The sequence below is a fragment of the Streptomyces sp. NPDC058579 genome, assembly GCF_042718575.1.
GTDB lineage: Bacteria > Actinomycetota > Actinomycetes > Streptomycetales > Streptomycetaceae > Streptomyces.
In genome coordinates, this window is record NZ_JBHXPI010000011.1 from 16666 (window position 1) to 32828 (window position 16163).

Consider the following 16163-nt stretch of genomic DNA (forward strand, 5'->3'; position numbering starts at 1 on the left):
CGCCGCCGGTGCTGCCGATCGACGCGGCGGCGCACAGCAGTCGCTGGCGCCGCCGTCACCCGTGCGAGAAGGCCGTGCTCGGCTTCGGCCTGACACTGTGCGCGGTCTGTCTGCCGCCGTGGCCGGGCGCCGTCCTGGTCGCGGCGGCCACCCTGGCCGTCCTCCTCGGTCCCGCGGGCGTGCCCGGGCGCCAGCTGTGGCGCGCCTTCCGCATCCCGCTGGGCTTCTGTGTGACGGGGGCGATCCCGCTCCTGTTCGAGGTGGGCGGGGCGCGAGGGCTCGTCGCGCTCGCGCCGGACGGGCCGGTCCACGCCGGTGAGCTGCTGCTGCGGACCTCATCGGCGTCCCTGGGCGTCCTGCTGTTCGCCTTCACCACGCCCGTGTCGGACCTGCTGCCCCGGCTTGTACGGGCCGGGGTGCCGGCGCCCGTGGTGGATGTGGCGCTGGTGATGTACCGGATCAGCTTTCTTCTTTTGGATTCAATATCCAAAATCCGACAGGCGCAGGCGGCCCGGCTCGGGCTGACGACCCGGGCGGCGACCTGGCGTTCGCTCGCCGGGCTCGGCGCGACGGCGTTCGTCCGCGCCTTCGACCGGGCGCAGCGGCTCCAGACCGGGCTCGCCGGACGGGGCTACGACGGGACGCTGCGCGTCCTGGTGCCCGAGGCCGCGGTATCGGGCCGCTTCCTGGCCTCGACGGCCGGCCTGCTCACCGGGCTCGTCGCCCTCACTCTCGTACTGGAAAGGTCCCTGCCGTGAGCCCCGCACCCCCTGTCGTGGAACTGGTGAAGGCCACGTTCGCCTACGAGGACGGTCCCGTGGTCCTCGTAGGCATCGACTTCGCCGTGCCGGAGGGCCGGGCGCTCGCGCTGCTCGGCCGCAACGGCGGCGGCAAGACGACGCTGCTGCGACTGCTGAGCGGGGGCCTGCGCTGCGGCAGCGGGTCACTCCGGCTCGACGGTACGGACGTGTCGTACGACCGGAAGGGGCTGACACGCCTGCGGACGACCGTGCAGCTGGTGGTCCAGGACCCGGACGACCAGCTCTTCGCGGCCTCGGTCGGACAGGACGTGTCGTTCGGGCCGATGAACCTGGGGCTGCCGGAGGAGGAGGTACGGCTCCGGGTGCGCGAGGCCCTGGAGGCCCTGGACATCGTCGCCCTGGAGGACCGGCCGACCCATCTGCTCTCGTACGGGCAGCGGAAGCGGGCGGCGATCGCGGGCGCCGTGGCGATGCGCCCCCGGGTCCTCATCATGGACGAGCCGACCGCCGGGCTCGATCCGCACGGGCAGGAGCGGCTCCTGGAGGTGCTCGGCCGGCTGCGCGACTCGGGCACGACGTTGGTGATGGCGACCCACGACGTCGACCTGGCGCTGCGCTGGGCCGACGAGGCCGCCGTCCTCACCCCGGAGGGCTTGCGGACGGGCCCGATCGAGACGCTGCTCGCCGACGACGCGCTCCTGGACGCGGCCCGCCTGCGCCGCCCGTGGGGCATGGCGGTCACCCGCCTCCTCCGCGCCCACGGCCTGCTCGCCGCGGACACGCCCGGTCCGCGCACGGCGGAGGAGCTCGCGGTGTGGGCGGGGGCGACGGCGGCGGAATAGCGCGGATACCCAGTAGGGCGCATACCGAGTGGGGCGGATACCGAGCAGGGCGGTCACCCAGCAGGGCGGTTACCGAGCAGGACGGTTACCGATTAGTAGTACAGATCACTCGGGCAGCCTTCTGCAACTAGTTGCATAACAGGGTCGGGGTCACCTACAACAAGGGGTGACCACCCTGCGCGAGGAGGCGCCCCCCATGAACGCGACCCCGACCCCGTACCCGCACCTGCTGAGCCCGCTCGACCTCGGGTTCACCACCCTGCCCAACCGGGTGCTCATGGGTTCCATGCACGTCGGCCTCGAAGAGGCCGAGAACGGGTTCGCGCGCATGGCCGCCTTCTACGCCGAGCGCGCCCGCGGCGGCGTCGGGCTCATCGTGACCGGCGGCATCGCGCCCAACGAGGCCGGCCGGCCGTGGGACGGCGGAGCGAAGCTGACCTCGGACGAGGAGGTCGCCGAGCACCGGCTCATCACCGACGCCGTGCACACCGAGGGCGGGCGGATCGCGATGCAGATCCTGCACTTCGGCCGGTACGCGTACCACCCCGGGCTCGTCGCCCCGAGCGCGATCCAGGCGCCGATCAGCCCCTTCGTACCCAACGAGCTGACCGACGCCGAGGTCGAGCGGACGGTGGAGGACTACGCCCGCTGCGCCGAGCTCGCCAAGGAAGCCGGGTACGACGGCGTCGAGGTCATGGGCTCCGAGGGCTACCTCATCAACGAGTTCATCGCGTCCGCCACCAACCACCGCACCGACCGCTGGGGCGGCAGCTACGCGAACCGGGTGCGCTTCCCGCTGGAGATCGTCCGCCGCATCCGCGAGCAGGTCGGCGAGGACTTCATCGTCATCTACCGCCTCTCGATGCTGGACCTGATCCCGGGCGGCTCGACGCTGGAGGAGGTCGTCTCCCTCGCCAAGGAGATCGAGGCCGCCGGCGCGACCATCATCAACACCGGCATCGGCTGGCACGAGGCCCGGATCCCGACCATCGCGACCTCTGTCCCGCGCGGCGCGTACACCTGGGTCACCCAGAAGCTGATGGGCTCGGTGAGCATCCCGCTCGTCACCAGCAACCGCATCAACACCCCCGAGGTCGCCGAGCGGATCCTCGCCGAGGGCCGCGCCGACATCGTCTCCATGGCCCGCCCCTTCCTGGCCGACCCCGACTTCGTCGCCAAGGCCGCCGCGGACCGCGCCGACACGATCAACACCTGCATCGGCTGCAACCAGGCCTGCCTGGACCACACCTTCAGCCTGAAGATCACCTCCTGTCTGGTGAACCCGCGCGCCTGCCACGAGACCGAACTGGTCCTCTCCCCCACCCGGCTGGCCAAGCGGATCGCCGTCGTCGGCGCGGGCCCGGCCGGTCTCGCCTTCTCCGTCTCCGCCGCCGAACGCGGCCACTCCGTCACCCTGTTCGACGCGGCTAACGAGATCGGCGGCCAGCTGAACGTCGCCAAGCGCGTACCGGGCAAGGAGGAGTTCGACGAGACGCTCCGCTACTACCGCGTCCAGCTCGACGCGCGCGGGGTCGAGGTCCGCCTGAACACCCCGGTCGCGGCGACCGACCTGGACGGCTACGACGAAGTCGTCGTCGCCACCGGCGTCACTCCGCGCACCCCGGAGATCGAGGGCGTCGACCACCCGAGCGTCGTCAGCTACCTCGACGTCCTGCGCGACGGCGCGCCCGTCGGCGAGCGCGTCGCGATCCTGGGCGCGGGCGGCATCGGCTTCGACGTCGCCGAGTACCTCACGGACGGCGGCGAGGGCGCGAGCCAGGACCCCGAGACGTACTTCAAGCAGTGGGGCGTCGACACCTCGTACGAGGGCCGGGGCGGGCTGCGCGCCGCCGAGCGGCCCCGGCCGCCGCGCCAGGTCCACCTGCTCCAGCGCAAGACCACCAAGGTCGGCGCCGGTCTCGGCAAGACGACCGGCTGGATCCACCGCGCGGAGATGAAGCACCGGGGCGTCACGATGGTCGCGGGCGTGGCGTACGAGCGGATCGACGACGAGGGCCTGCACCTCACCGTCGACGGCGAGCCGCAGATCGTCCCCGTCGACACCGTCGTCCTGTGCACCGGCCAGGAGCCGCGCCGCGGTCTGTACGAGGAGCTGATCGCCGCGGGCCGCACTGCGCACCTCATCGGCGGGGCGGACGTGGCCGCCGAACTGGACGCCAAGCGCGCGATCGACCAGGGCACGCGGCTCGCCGCCACCCTGTGATCGCGCCGGACGCGACCTCCGCCGTCCCGACGGCCCGAACCTAGGATGCGTGCATGTCCCTCCCGCACGCGATCCTCACGGCGCTGCTCGAGAAGCCGTCCTCCGGCCTCGAACTGACGCGCCGCTTCGACCGCTCGATCGGCTACTTCTGGTCCGCCACGCACCAGCAGATCTATCGCGAGCTGGGCAAGCTGGAGCAGGCGGGGCACATCCGCGCCCTGCCCGCTCCGGTGCCGGCGCGCGGCCAGAAGAAGGAGTACGAGGTGCTGCCCGCGGGCCGCACGGAGCTGGCCGACTGGGTCGCCCGCACCGAGGACCCCAAGCCGCTGCGCTCCGCCCTCCTGCTGCGGATGCGCGCGGCGGCGGTGGTCGGGGCACCGGGCATGCGCGAGGAGCTTCGCCGCCATCTCGCCCTGCACCAGCGGCAGTTGGACGAATACCGGGCGATCGAGGTACGGGACTTCCCGGCCGAGCGCCGGGAGACCGAACCGGACCGGCTGCGCCACCTCGTCCTACGGGGCGGGATCGACCTGGAGCGCTTCTGGGTGGAGTGGCTGACACAGGCGCTGGCCGAGCTGGAGGGCTGAGCGCGCCGCCGTATTGCGGTCGCACGTGTGAGAAAGGCGCCTGAACAGGCTCGTGCCTGTCAGGCGCCTTCCCTCGCGTCCGGGCTAACGCGTCAGTGCTTCTTCTTCCTTCCGCTCAGCCAGCTGACGATCGGCGACACGGCCTCCTGCGCCACCGACGACAGCTCCTGCAGTGCGTGGGACCCCTTCTTGGCGAGGTGCGCACCGGCGCTGATCCACCGGGACTGCCCGAGGAAGAGGACACTCAGGCCCGCGATGGCGGCCTGCTTCTTGAACTCCTTGCTGTTCCAGCCGTAGCCGACCCCGTAGAACACCGCGCTGGTGGCGTCGAGGATCGCCGCGCCGACGCCGATCCCGAAGCCCGCCGCGACGATGAGGGCGCCCGCGTGCGGGAAGACCAGGCCGACGCCGATACCGACGAGGCCCACTCCGACGCCCGCGAACCCCGCGACGACGGCGGCCTGGTGCGTGTAGTTGGCCCACCACTTGGCGCTGCCCGGCTCCGGTCCGCTCTTGACGGTGTCGTAGTCGGCGACGTCGCACTGGTTCTTGCCGGACTGCTTGGCCGCCTGTGCCTCTTCGGCGGCCAGCTTGGCCTTCACCGCGGCCTCGGCCCTCTTCTTCTCCCCTTCGATGCGGCGGGCCTCGCTCGCGGCGGCGGCCGCGGTGTCCCGGTCCTGGTTGGCCTGCCACTCCGCGGCGCGGGCGTTGGCGGCGGAGGCCTGCGCGGCGTTGGCGGAGGCGATCGCGCTGCGGGCGGACTCCATGGCACGCGTGGCGGAGTAGTTGGCCGAGCGCGCGGCGATCCGGGCGTTGGAGGCCGCGTTCTTGGCCTGGTCGGCGGACTTCCGCGCGTTCGCGGCCGACTGCTCCGCGTCCTTCGCGAGGTTGTTCGCCTGCTCCGCGGCGCCGGCGGCCTTGTCCGCCGACAGCTGCGCCTTCTGCGCCCACTGCACCGCCTCGGCGGCTGCCTGGCGGGCGTACGCCGCCGCCTCCTGGGCGCGGCCGGCGTCCTCCTGTGCCTTGTGGGCGATCTTCGCGGCCGCGGCGATCGCGCCCTGCATGGCGGCGATGTGGGTGTCGGAGTCGTGGTCGAGCTGTGCGGACTCGTACTGCATCGACGCGATGAAGTTGCGGCGCATCCACGCCGGGCCCTCCATCGCGACCTGGGCATGCGCCTTGGTGTACCGGCCTCCGGTGTGGAGCAGCGTCGCGGTCGCGACCGCGTCGTCCTCCCGCAGCGTCTTCTCGAGGGTGACGGTGAGGAACTCGTAGAGCGCCTGCGGGGTTCCGGCACTCAGCGCCGCGTTGGCCGCCGCCGTCACCGCGCGGCCCGGGTTCTCGGCCAGTACGCGGTTGACCGCGACGCGGTTGTCCGTGGCCGCGGCCTGGACCGCGCCGGCGCCGAGGAACTTCGACACGGCGTCCGCGGCCGTGCTCTCCAACGCCGCGGTCGCGGCGAAGGCGACGTCCGGGGTGGAGGTCCGCGCGATGAAGAGCGCGTTCTCCCGGTCGTCCTGCCCCTGGGCGATCTGCCGGTCGACCTCGATCCAGGCGTGGATCTCGGACTCCGTGCCGGCCAGGGCGAACCGCGCGGCCTCCAGGGACCAGGCGCCCTTGGCATCCATCATGGCGAGGGCGGCCTGGCGACCGAGCGCGGTGGCACCCGTGGTGTCCCCCGCCGCGAGGGCCGACTCGGCTCGGGCGATGAGGTCCTTCGTGGCCTGGGTGATCTGCTCGGCCTGGGTCCGCTTCCGTTCGATCTCGGCCCGCTCCCGGGCCTCGATCTCCCCGAGCAGACGCACCTCTTCGAGCGCCCGCTGCGTGTCCTCGTCCAGGCGCTGCCACTCGGCCTCGCGGGCGGCCTTCTCCACGTCGACCGCCTTGAGCACGGCCTCGGTCGCCGTGTTCGCGGCCAGCGTGGCCTCGTTGGCGAACTCGGTCGACTTGTTCGCGTACTCCACCGCCTGACCCGCGTACTGCGCGGCCCACTCGGCGGCGACGGCGGCCTTCTCCGCATGGTCGGCCGCGTCGTTGGCGGCGTCGCGCGCGGCACGGGCGGCGGCCGCGGCCGCCTTGGCCAGGGCCTGTGCCGTACCCGCCGCGTTGGTGGCGATCGTGGCGTTGGCGCCGGCGATCCGCGCCTGGCGCTCGGCCTCGGCGGCCTCCGCCTGCGCCGCTCCCGAAGCCGCGGCGGCGGCCGACGAGGCGTTCGCGGCCGCTGTGGCGTTGCGCGCCGCGGACGCTGCGGCGAGGCCCGCGCCGGCCGAGGCCTCCGAGGCGGCGGCGGCGTGGGTGGCGGCCTCCGCCGCGCTGCGCGCCTTGGCCGCGGCGTTCCGTGCGGCGACGGCGGCGTCCTTGGCGAGGCCCGCCTTGCCCGCGTCCTTGGAGGCGCCGATGGCGGCGTGGTACGCCCGCGCGGCGGCGGAGCCGGCGGTGGCGGCTGCCTGGCTCGCGGCGGCGGCCGCGTACGAGGCACGGCGAGAGGCCTGGACGGCGGCGTGGGAGGCGTTGATCGCGACCCGGGCGGCGTCGGCGGCGCCCTTCGCGGCCTCGCCGGCCTTGCGGGCCGCCTTGCCGGCCTTCACCACGTCGTCCTGCGCCGCCTGGGCCTCGACGGCGGCCTTCTCCGCGGCCTCCTTGGCCTTGCCCGCCGCTTCCACGGCACGGGCGGATGCCTCTTCCGCCTCCTTCGTCTTCGCGTCGGCCTTCTTGCCCTCGCGTTCGACGACGGCGACGAGTTCCTCGATGGTCGCGCGCTCCTGGTCGCGGGCGCGAGCGATGTGCTGGCCGGTCTCGAGGAACCAGTCGACGTCGCCCTCGGTGCCGGACAGGGCCCGGTCGGCGTACTTCTGGACCTCCGGCCCCGCCTGCACCAGCATCTTGGAGACCTCGACGCGCATGTCCTGCAGTCGCGCGGTGTGCTGCCCCTCGCTCAGGAAGGCCTCGAGCGCCGCCTGGGAGCCGTCGTTCAGGGCCGCGCTGCCGGCCTTGTTCACCCCCTTGCCGCCCTGGCCCATCACGGTGGCCGTGGCCACCCGGAGGTCTTCGAGGATGCCGGCCCTGAAGCCGCCCGCGAGGTACGCGGCGATGGCGGCGTTGCCGCCGTTGATCGCGGCGTTGGCCTCCCGTCGCGTGCCCTTTCCGCCGACCGCGAGGCCGCTCATCAGGGCGACGCGGTTGTCCTCCGCCGTCTCGATGGCGAGCCTGACGTTGAGGAAGTTCTGCACATCGGCGTCGGAGCCGGTCAGCGCGGCCGCCGCGGCGGCCCGGACGGCTCTGCCGCCGAGAATCCACTCTCTGACGACCTTCGCCCGCTCGGTGTCCGGCAGCAGGAACGGGTCGCCGTCGTCGTCGCCGCCGGCCGGCGGTGTGTCGGCCCAGGCGGCCACGGGGTTGAGCACGAGGCTCGACGTGGTGATGACGGCCGTGGTGGCGGCGATCGCGCCGAGAACGCGCCGCCTACTCCAATAGGTGGTGTCCAAAACGATCCTTCGCTTTCGACGCCTGGCACGCCGCAAAACAGTGCGGTCCGAGCCAGGACAGCAAGAATGAGGCGCGCTTTTGCCCGCCGGAACATGACTGGCGTGACGAGGTCCGGCGGCGCGCGGCATGACCATACGCGGCCCGATCGAAGTTAGCTAGACGGTAGTTGATGAGGAATCAATTCCCGTTTATGACCTGCGGCTTGAACCGTGACCCTCCTGGCTCGAACTCACCGCCCAAATCGGTTGGAAGCTCCATAGTCTGCACATTTCCATCGCGCCAACCTCACCGAGACCGTGATCCAGGTCACTCAAGGAGGGCGGTTCGCCACCCCCTAAGCCCGCTCCCGTTCGGGCACAGGAGGCGTTGACGGAGTGTCACCCCCGTTTTTGGGGCTTGATTTACGCGCCATTCGATCGGTTAGTATCCGGGGCGAAGTTGGGGGCTTCCACGAAGAGACGACCCGTCTTTGACGCATCTCTCATTGACTGGACACAAGCCTTCACACCCTTTTGGCACGCCTTTTCCGGGTCACACCCGGAACCGACTAATGGGACAGAGATGAAGGCACGCAGGACACTTGTCCGCACAGTGGCCACGGCCCTGGCCGCCGGCGCCCTGGCATGGGTGGGGATCACCGGCGGCTCCGGCGCCGGCTCCTCCGACGCGAACGGCACGAACAGCACGAACGGCACGAACGCCGTGGCGATGAAGGCCGTCGCCGAGGAAGGACCGGGCTACGCCGTCGAGGACTTCGGCTACCCCAACGCCGACAAGATCCTCGCCGAGAAGAAGATCACCCTCAAGCGCGGGGACGGCCACATCCTCCTCGCCGACTGCGGCAGCGCCCCCGACCTGATGGAGGTCTGGACGCGCCAGGACGAGGAGAGGTTCTGCTTCAAGATCACCGGTAACCAGGGCTACCTGGCCCTGGAGCTCCCGGCCGTCTACTCGATCAAGGGCAACAACTACTCGGCCGAGGTCGACATGACCGTCGGCACCGAGGAGAAGTCCTTCGACATCAGGAAGAACGCGTGGACCCCGGTCGGCGAGAGCGTCGACCCGCAGGCCCGCGACTTCATGCTCATGGAGATCCGCGCCAGCAAGTAGGCCTCCCTGCACGGCAGTCGGCCCGGCGCCGACACCGTGCCCATGCCCTCAAGCTCCCAGCCCTTGCTTCCAGGAAGTGAAATGAAGCGTCCGAACCCCGCAAGACCCTCGCTCGGAGTCGCCCTCGGCGCGGCTCTTCTCGCCGCCCCGCTCACGCTCACGGGCCTCACCGCCGGCACGGCGCAGGCGGCCGTCGGCACGCCCGCCGCGGCCGGTTCGCTCAACCACACCGTTCAGCTGTCGGTGGGCGCGTGGCCCGAGAACCGGGGCTGTTCCGCCACCCTGGTGGACGAGCTCTGGCTGGCCACCGCCGCCAGCTGTTTCGCCGAGCGCCCCGGTGACGCGGTGCCCGCCGGCAAGCCCGCGCGCAAGACGACCGCCACCCTGAGCGACGGCACGGTGCTCACCGTCACCGAGCTGGTGCCGCGCACGGACCGCGACCTGGTCCTCGCCCGCCTGGACCGCGCGGCGAAGGGTGTCACGCCGGTCAAGCTCGCCTCGGCCGTGCCCGCGGTCGGCGCCAAGGTCTCGGCGGCCGGCTTCGGCCGCACCAAGACCGAGTGGGTGCCGGACAAGATCCACAAGGCCGGCTTCACCGTCACGAGCACCACCGCCGCGGACCTGGCGCTCGACTCCACCAACGGCACCGACGTGCTGTGCAAGGGCGACACCGGCGGCCCGGTCCTCGACTCGGCCGGCAACCTGCTCGGCGTCAACAGCCGCTCGTGGCAGGGTGGTTGCTTCGGCGCGCCCGTCACCGAGACCCGTACCGGCGCCATCGCCGCCCGCACCGACGGCCTCGCCTCCTGGATCGAGACCGTCAAGCAGAGCCCCTTCATCCTCAAGGCCGGGGACATACTGCGGCCCGGCGAGATGATCTCGTCCCAGCACGGCAAGCTCATCATGCAGACCAACGGCGACCTGGTCCTGTACCACCGCACCGGCGCCGAGAACGAGGGCGGCGCCCTGTGGATCTCCGGCACCGGCGGCAACCCGGGCGCGTTCGCCAAGATGCAGGCCGACGGCAACTTCGTCGTCTACAAGAAGGACGGCAAGGAGACCGATCCGTCCACCGCACTGTGGAAGTCCGGTACGCACAACAACGCCGGCGCCCGCGTGGAGCTGCAGTCCGACGCCAATCTCGTCGTCTACACCAAGGACGGCGGCTGGGGACGGGGCGGCCACCTGTGGCACTCCGACACCTACCTCCGCGGTGACAAGCTCACCTCCGGCGCGAAGCTGATGCCCGGTGCCTGGCTGACCAACGGCCAGACCGTGCTGATGATGGACATCCAGGGCAACGCCCTGCTCCGCGACGCGGTCACCGGCCGCGAGCTGTGGGGCAAGTACACCTGGAGCTGGCGCTCGTACCTGCACATGCAGGACGACGGCAACCTGGTCCTCTACAAGGCCGACGGCGGCCAGGGCAAGGGCGGCAACCTCTGGGCCACCCAGACGTGGAACGGCGCCGGCGCGTACACCTCGCTCGACGGCAACTCCCTCGTCGTCCACGCGAGCGACGGCGGCCCCCGCTGGGCCAACTCCACGCTGATCGGCGCGCAGTCCGGCCGCTGCCTGGACTGGAACGGCGCCACCGGCGCGATGATCTGGGACTGCTGGGCCGGTGAGAACCAGCGTTGGGACGCCACCGCGGCCAAGGAGCTGCGTGTGGGCGGCGACAGGTGCCTGACCGCCGACAAGGGCGCGAACCAGGGCGCCCGGGTCTCGGTCACGCCGTGCGACGGCACCGACGAGCAGAAGTGGAACGTCAACGCCGACTCCACCATCACCGCCGTGCTCAACCCCGGCCAGTGCATGAACGTCTGGGGCCAGGCCACGGCCAACGGCTCCGGGCTCGGCCTGTGGCAGTGCAACGGCGGCGCCAACACCAAGTGGGCCCGTCCCTGACCTTCCGACGAGGGGGTGGGCCGCTCTACGGCCCGCCCCCGACCGGTCCACGCGTCACCACGGTATCCGGGGTTACGGGGGTACCCGCGGATACGGAGGCGACCGGGGACACGGGGGGAACGGGGAACACGAGGGCAGCGGGGGTGACGGCGGTGACGGGGGACACGGCAGGCACCGCGGACATTGCGCGGGAGACGCCGACCAGGAGGTCGCGGTGTTCGGCTTCGGCGGCGCGCAGCGCCCGGGCCGCCGCCGCGGCCTCCTCCTTGTCGGCGGGTCCGCCGAGGGCGCGGGCGGCGGCCGCCGCCTTGAACATGGCGGCCAGGCCGGTCGCGACGCTCTCGGCCTCCGTCGCTCCGCCGGCGCGGGCCCGGGCGCAGGCGTCCGCGCGCAACTCCTCCGAGCAGTACGCCAGAAGCTCCAGCGTCCGGTCGTGGATGTCGGTCATGCGGTCCGTGAGGCGCCGGCCGGGACCTGCGTACCAGGGAGTGGTGAGGCGCACCCTGGTCCGGCGATCGGCGGGGCAGCGGACGGCGCGCCACAGCGGGCCGAGGGCCCGGAGGGTCCTCAGTGGCCCGATCACCCGCTCTGCGAGCCAGGGTCCTGCGACCGGGATCAGGAAGCCGAGGGCGACGAGGAGGGTGCCGAGGGCGGCGAAGGACATGCCCGCGCGGTTGATCGGTTCGCCGTCGCGGCCCTGCCAGACGACCACGATCGCGACGAACTTCGCCACCCCGTACGTGAGGTTGGTCAGGAACCCGGCGCCCAGGAAGCTGAGCCCGAGGCGCAGCGAGGCGCCCGTCGCCGTCCGCCATTCGCGGCCGCCCCAGTGGATGTCGCGTGCCCAGTTCCAGCACCCGGCGGCCGCCAGGGCGGCCGCGGTCGTGGTCGTGAGGAGGCAGAGCAGCACCATCTCGCGGATGAAGGGGCTGTTGGCGTAGTAGGTCTCGAAGTCGCTCGGCCGTTCCACGGGCGCGTCGCCCAGGGCGAAGAGGCCGGCGAGAAGGATCGCGACGCCGCCGTGGCACCAGATGTAGAGCCGGACCCGGCGGTGGGTGCGGGGCTTCGACCGGGTGTCCTCCCGCCAGTTCTGCAGAAGGACCAGGCAGGCGCACGCGTAGGCGCAGAGGAGGCAGTAGACGAGCACCACGGAGAAGTTGCTGACGCCGGTCATCGCGTTGACCGCCACGATCGTCGGCGGTGCGGCGAAGAAGAACGCCGCGGCCTGCAGGAAGATCGTGGTGTTGACGCTGCGCACCACAGGACTGCGCCAATTCTTCACCAGGTAGGGGAATTTGACGACCAGTACGAGGGCGAGTGCCGCGGCGGGGATGTAGAGGTTCACGTTCTCTCGCCCCGTCAGCCCTTGAGTGACGCCCAGATGCGGCCGGTGGCACCCACCGAGCGATTCGTGCTGTGCGCGCCCTCCAGGTAGGGCCTGACCTTGTCGGCGAGCATCCGGCCGAACGTCTCGGCGCGCCGCTCCTCCGCGAGGTCCGGCTCCGTACGGGCGGCGACGTGTCTGACCGCGTCGCTCAGGCTCCAGCGGTCACCCAGCATGCGCGCCGCGGCCATCGCGCCCGCGGTGCCGCCGTGACCACTGTGCCCTTCCTTGAGGTGCCACAACTCGTGCCCGAGGATGACGATCTGATGCAGTGGCGAGGTGTTCGCCTCGAGCGCGATGAGGTCGTAGTCACCCATGTCGAGCCAGAGGCCGGTCACGGTCTCCGGCGGGAACTCCTCGAGCATCAGACGGACTTCGGCTCCCCTGAGCTTCGCCGCGCTCGCGCAGATGGCGTTCAGAAGCTCCACCGGCCCTTCGGGCAGCGGCTCCCCCAGACCCGCGCACAGCTCGTCACGATGGCGCTTCATCTCACGCGAACCCAGCACCGAGTGCCCCCACTTGATTCGATCCCGACGCACAGCCCCCCGTACATCGTTCGTTGCGCTCTACCGCTGGTCAGCCACGGTTTTCGGTCCACCGCGGTCAACCGACGCCATTGTGCCCCACTCCCGGTTCGAGAGCGGCGCGGGTCTCCCGTGCGCGTTCCTCGCGGGAGCGACGGGCGACGGATTCGATCAGGGCGATCAGGGGCTGGGCTGTGTCGTCCGGTACGTCGACCAGGGCTCGGGCCGCGAAGGCGACGACGCCGAGCTCCGGGTCCACTCCGCCCGCGGGCACTCCGTTGCGCAGCCGCTGGAGGTCCTGGTCCTGGCGCTCCACGGTCCGCTCCAGCAGGTCCTTGTGGATCTGCTGGAGGACGCGGTCCAGCGCCTCGGCGGGTTCGGCGACCAGGAACTCGATCCTCTCCCCGAAGAACGCCGCGATCCCGGCGGCGTGGTCGAGGTTCGGCACCTTGCCCGTCTTGATCATCTTGTCGAGCCACTGTGCGCTGGTCCCCACGGCGGTGGCGATCTCCGCGAGCGAGTGGGGCCGTCTGATGCCCGAATCGGCCGTCCGCAGCCGGGTCGCGCGCAGGAACAGGATCCGTTCGACCACGCGACGGTGGCGCGCCTCGACCGAGTCCGCGCCGGTCCCGGTTCCGCTCCCGCTTCCGGTCCCGTCGAGCGGTTCGCCCCGCAGCAGCTTCTCGATCTCCTCCACCGACACTCCGGAGGCGTACGAGAGCCCGCCCTCGCCCTCCACCCGCAGGACGTCCCCGCGGTGCAGACCGATGCGGTCCAGCAGTGCGTCGATCCGACGCACCGTGCCCACCAGGTCCGGAGCAGGTCCCTCAGCCACACGCACTCCCGGGGTCGTTGAACGAGGCCGCTCAAGGCTAGCAATCGCCGCCGGCGTCATCACCAGGGCGTCCGCCCTCCGAGCCGCCCCTCGCCGGCCGCCTTCCGCCAGGCCCCGTCGCGCAGCAGGCGCAGTCCGTTGAGCCCCACCAGGACCGTCGACCCCTCGTGCCCCGCCACGCCGAGCGGAAGCGGCAGGTGACCCGCCAGGTCCCAGACGACGAGGGCCCCGATGCAGGTGCCCGCGATCACCAGATTCTGGACGACCAGACGGCGGGCGCGGCGGGAGAGGGCCACGACGGCGGGGACGGCGACCAGTTCGTCGCGTACGACGACGGCGTCGGCGGTCTCCAGTGCCAGGTCGGAGCCGGCCCGGCCCATGGCGATGCCGCTGTGGGCTGCGGCCAGGGCGGGGGCGTCGTTGACGCCGTCCCCGACCACGAGGACCCGCGACCCGGTCCGCTCCCACTCCCGCACGACGGCGACCTTGTCCTCGGGCAGCAGCCCGGACCGTACGTCGGTGATGCCGGTCCGCTCGGCGATCCGGGCGGCCGCGCCCGCGTTGTCGCCGGTCAGCAGGGCGGGGGTGACGCCGGTGAGGCGGGCCAGCGCGGCGACCGCCTCGGGGGCGCCGTCGCGGAGCCGGTCGGCGAAGGCGAGGACCGCGACGCGGGTGCCGTCGACGAGGACCTCGACTGCGGTGTCGGCGTGCTCGCCCGCCGCCCGGCGCACCCGTACCTCCCGCCCCTCGACCGTGGCCCGTACGCCGTCGCCCGGGATCGACGTGAAGTCGCTCGCCTCGGGAATGCGCAGTCCACGCGCGCGTGCCGCGGCCACGACGGCGCGGGCGAGCGGGTGTTCGCTGGGCAGTTCGGCCGCGGCGGCGAGGGCGAGCGCTTCCTCGTCGCCCTCGATGGCGGTGACGCGCGGCGCGCCCTCGGTCAGGGTGCCGGTCTTGTCGAGCGCGACCCGGTCGACCGCGCCCAGGCGCTCCATGACCACGGCGGACTTGACGAGGACGCCGTGCCGGCCGGCCGTGGCGATGGCGGAGAGCAGCGGCGGCATGGTGGCGAGGACGACCGCGCAGGGCGAGGCCACGATCATGAAGGTCATGGCGCGCAGGAGGGTGGGGGTGAGCTCGGCGCCGAAGGCGAGGGGGATCGCGAAGAGCGCGAGGGTGGCGACGACGACGCCGACGGAGTAGCGCTGTTCGATCTTCTCGACGAAGAGCTGGGTGGGTGCCTTGGTGGCGCTCGCCTCCTCGACGAGGGCGACGATCCGGGCCACGACGGAGTCGGCCGCGTCCTTGTCGACCCGTACGCGCAGCGCGCCCGTGCCGTTGAGGGTGGAGGCGAAGACCTCGTCGCCGGGCGCCTTGGGCGCGGGCAGCGGCTCCCCGGTGATGCCGGCCTGGTCGACGTCGCTGGCCCCGTCGAGCACGGTGCCGTCGGCGGGCAGCCGCTCCCCCGGCCGTACGAGGACGGTGTCGCCGATCCGCAGGTCGGCGACGTCCACCGGCTCCTCGGTCCCGGCGGCCGTGAGGCGTACCGCCCGCGCGGGCGCCAGGTCGAGCAGTCCGCGCACGGAGTCGGCGGTGCGGCGAGTGGCGAGCGCCTCCAGGGCGCCGGAGACAGCGAAGATGACGATCAGCAGGCCGCCGTCGAGGTACTGGCCGATCGCGGCGGCGCCGAGGGCGGCGACCACCATGAGCAGGTCGACGTCGAGGGTCTTCTCGCGCAGCGCCGCGAGGCCCTCCCGGCCGGGTTCCCAGCCGCCGGCGGCGTAGCAGACCGCGTAGAGCGGGCCCCAGGCCCAGGCGGGGGCTCCGGCCAGGTCGAGGGGCAGGGCGAGGAGGAAGGCGAGCGCGGACAGCGCGGCCCAGCGGACCTCGGGCAGGGCCCACGCGCGCGTGCGCCGGTGGGAGGACGCGGCCCTGTCGGGGGAAGCGGCGGTCCGCGCGTCGAGCACCGGGGAAGCCATGGGCGGGCACCTCTTCGAACGTGGGCGGCGTGGCTGACGCGCCCACCATAGCGGAATACATGAAGAGGTCTTCATTCATGAGTTTCGCGCCTACGACTGCGTTCCAGGGCCGCGACTACGATGAGGCCATGGGACACGGAGCGAACGGCGGGACGACCCCGGCAACCCACCTGGACGCGGAGTCCGCGGCCACGATCGCCGCCACCCTCCAGGCCCTCGCGACGCCCTCGCGGCTGATGATCCTCACCCGGCTGCGGCAGGGGCCGTGCGGAGTGACCGAACTGGCCTCCGCCGTCGACATGGAACAGTCCGCCGTCTCCCACCAACTGCGCCTGCTGCGCGCGCTGGGCCTGGTGACCGGCGTGCGGCAGGGCCGGCGGATCGAGTACAGCCTGTACGACAACCACGTCGCCCAACTCCTCGACGAGGCCGTGTACCACATCGAGCATCTGCGGCTCGGCGCACGTGATGTGCCCCGGGAGACGGTGGATACTGGTACGTCCTAGACCGAACTTCTTTGAAA

The 16163-nt window shown here is 72.1% G+C and carries 12 protein-coding genes; 7 read left to right on the top strand and 5 right to left on the bottom strand.

What is annotated here, in order from left to right:
• Positions 1 to 8 precede the first annotated feature (8 nt).
• From cbiQ to ACFWRO_RS16185, 4 genes are all read left to right on the top strand, one after another.
• Positions 9 to 758 carry a cobalt ECF transporter T component CbiQ gene (cbiQ, locus tag ACFWRO_RS16170; protein WP_384510186.1) on the top strand — a complete coding sequence of 250 codons (750 nt, stop codon included), beginning with the start codon at positions 9 to 11 and terminating at the stop codon, positions 756 to 758.
• Entirely contained in the window at positions 755 to 1603 is an 849-nt protein-coding gene (locus ACFWRO_RS16175; protein WP_384510189.1) for an ATP-binding cassette domain-containing protein, read from the top strand. Before cbiQ ends, ACFWRO_RS16175 begins: the two co-directional genes overlap by 4 nt.
• 196 nt (positions 1604 to 1799) lie before the next feature.
• Positions 1800 to 3827, top strand: coding sequence for an FAD-dependent oxidoreductase (locus tag ACFWRO_RS16180; RefSeq protein ID WP_384510192.1), 2028 nt, complete (start codon positions 1800 to 1802; stop codon positions 3825 to 3827).
• 53 nt (positions 3828 to 3880) lie between these two features.
• Positions 3881 to 4414: a PadR family transcriptional regulator gene (locus ACFWRO_RS16185; protein WP_384510194.1), complete on the top strand. Its 534-nt coding sequence runs from the start codon at positions 3881 to 3883 to the stop codon at positions 4412 to 4414.
• A gap of 92 nt (positions 4415 to 4506) precedes the next feature.
• On the opposite strand, the gene ACFWRO_RS16190 is transcribed toward ACFWRO_RS16185, so the two are convergent.
• A complete protein-coding gene (locus ACFWRO_RS16190) occupies positions 4507 to 7899 on the bottom strand; it encodes a hypothetical protein (RefSeq protein WP_384510197.1) in 3393 nt (1130 codons plus the stop codon).
• 562 nt (positions 7900 to 8461) lie between these two features.
• Between ACFWRO_RS16190 and ACFWRO_RS16195 the strand changes: the two genes are divergently transcribed.
• Both ACFWRO_RS16195 and ACFWRO_RS16200 read left to right on the top strand, forming a co-directional pair.
• Positions 8462 to 9010, top strand: a complete 549-nt coding sequence (locus ACFWRO_RS16195) for a hypothetical protein (protein WP_384510200.1) — start codon at positions 8462 to 8464, stop codon at positions 9008 to 9010.
• A gap of 81 nt (positions 9011 to 9091) precedes the next feature.
• The gene (locus ACFWRO_RS16200) at positions 9092 to 10918 is read left to right on the top strand and encodes a trypsin-like serine protease (protein WP_384510203.1); all 1827 of its coding nucleotides are present in this window, start codon (positions 9092 to 9094) and stop codon (positions 10916 to 10918) included.
• Between the two features lie 25 nt (positions 10919 to 10943).
• Here the strand turns inward: ACFWRO_RS16200 and ACFWRO_RS16205 are convergent, their stop codons facing one another.
• The 4 genes from ACFWRO_RS16205 to ACFWRO_RS16220 all read right to left on the bottom strand — a co-directional run bounded on the left by ACFWRO_RS16205 (position 10944) and on the right by ACFWRO_RS16220 (position 15640).
• Positions 10944 to 12263: an MAB_1171c family putative transporter gene (locus tag ACFWRO_RS16205; protein ID WP_384510206.1), complete on the bottom strand. Its 1320-nt coding sequence runs from the start codon at positions 12261 to 12263 to the stop codon at positions 10944 to 10946.
• Between the two features lie 14 nt (positions 12264 to 12277).
• Complete coding sequence (locus ACFWRO_RS16210) at positions 12278 to 12790, bottom strand: toxin-antitoxin system, toxin component (protein ID WP_384510209.1); 513 nt, start codon at positions 12788 to 12790, stop codon at positions 12278 to 12280.
• Between the two features lie 115 nt (positions 12791 to 12905).
• Positions 12906 to 13661 (bottom strand): hypothetical protein, encoded by a 756-nt coding sequence (locus ACFWRO_RS16215; protein WP_384510212.1) that lies wholly within the window; start codon positions 13659 to 13661, stop codon positions 12906 to 12908.
• A 59-nt stretch (positions 13662 to 13720) separates the two neighbouring features.
• Positions 13721 to 15640 carry a heavy metal translocating P-type ATPase gene (locus ACFWRO_RS16220; RefSeq protein ID WP_384510215.1) on the bottom strand — a complete coding sequence of 640 codons (1920 nt, stop codon included), beginning with the start codon at positions 15638 to 15640 and terminating at the stop codon, positions 13721 to 13723.
• Positions 15641 to 15768: 128 nt separating this feature from the next.
• Here ACFWRO_RS16220 and ACFWRO_RS16225 point away from each other — a divergent pair, with 128 nt between their 5' ends.
• The gene (locus tag ACFWRO_RS16225) at positions 15769 to 16146 is read left to right on the top strand and encodes an ArsR/SmtB family transcription factor (RefSeq protein ID WP_384510218.1); all 378 of its coding nucleotides are present in this window, start codon (positions 15769 to 15771) and stop codon (positions 16144 to 16146) included.
• Positions 16147 to 16163: the final 17 nt, after the last annotated feature.

Coding starts and splice junctions, on each gene's coding strand:
- ACFWRO_RS16180 (WP_384510192.1), top strand. CDS start 1,800: ATGAACGCGACCCCGACCCCGTACCCGCACCTGCTGAGCCCGCTCGAC.
- ACFWRO_RS16185 (WP_384510194.1), top strand. CDS start 3,881: ATGTCCCTCCCGCACGCGATCCTCACGGCGCTGCTCGAGAAGCCGTCC.
- ACFWRO_RS16195 (WP_384510200.1), top strand. CDS start 8,462: ATGAAGGCACGCAGGACACTTGTCCGCACAGTGGCCACGGCCCTGGCC.
- ACFWRO_RS16200 (WP_384510203.1), top strand. CDS start 9,092: ATGAAGCGTCCGAACCCCGCAAGACCCTCGCTCGGAGTCGCCCTCGGC.
- ACFWRO_RS16210 (WP_384510209.1), bottom strand. CDS start 12,790: ATGAAGCGCCATCGTGACGAGCTGTGCGCGGGTCTGGGGGAGCCGCTG.
- ACFWRO_RS16220 (WP_384510215.1), bottom strand. CDS start 15,640: ATGGCTTCCCCGGTGCTCGACGCGCGGACCGCCGCTTCCCCCGACAGG.
- ACFWRO_RS16225 (WP_384510218.1), top strand. CDS start 15,769: ATGGGACACGGAGCGAACGGCGGGACGACCCCGGCAACCCACCTGGAC.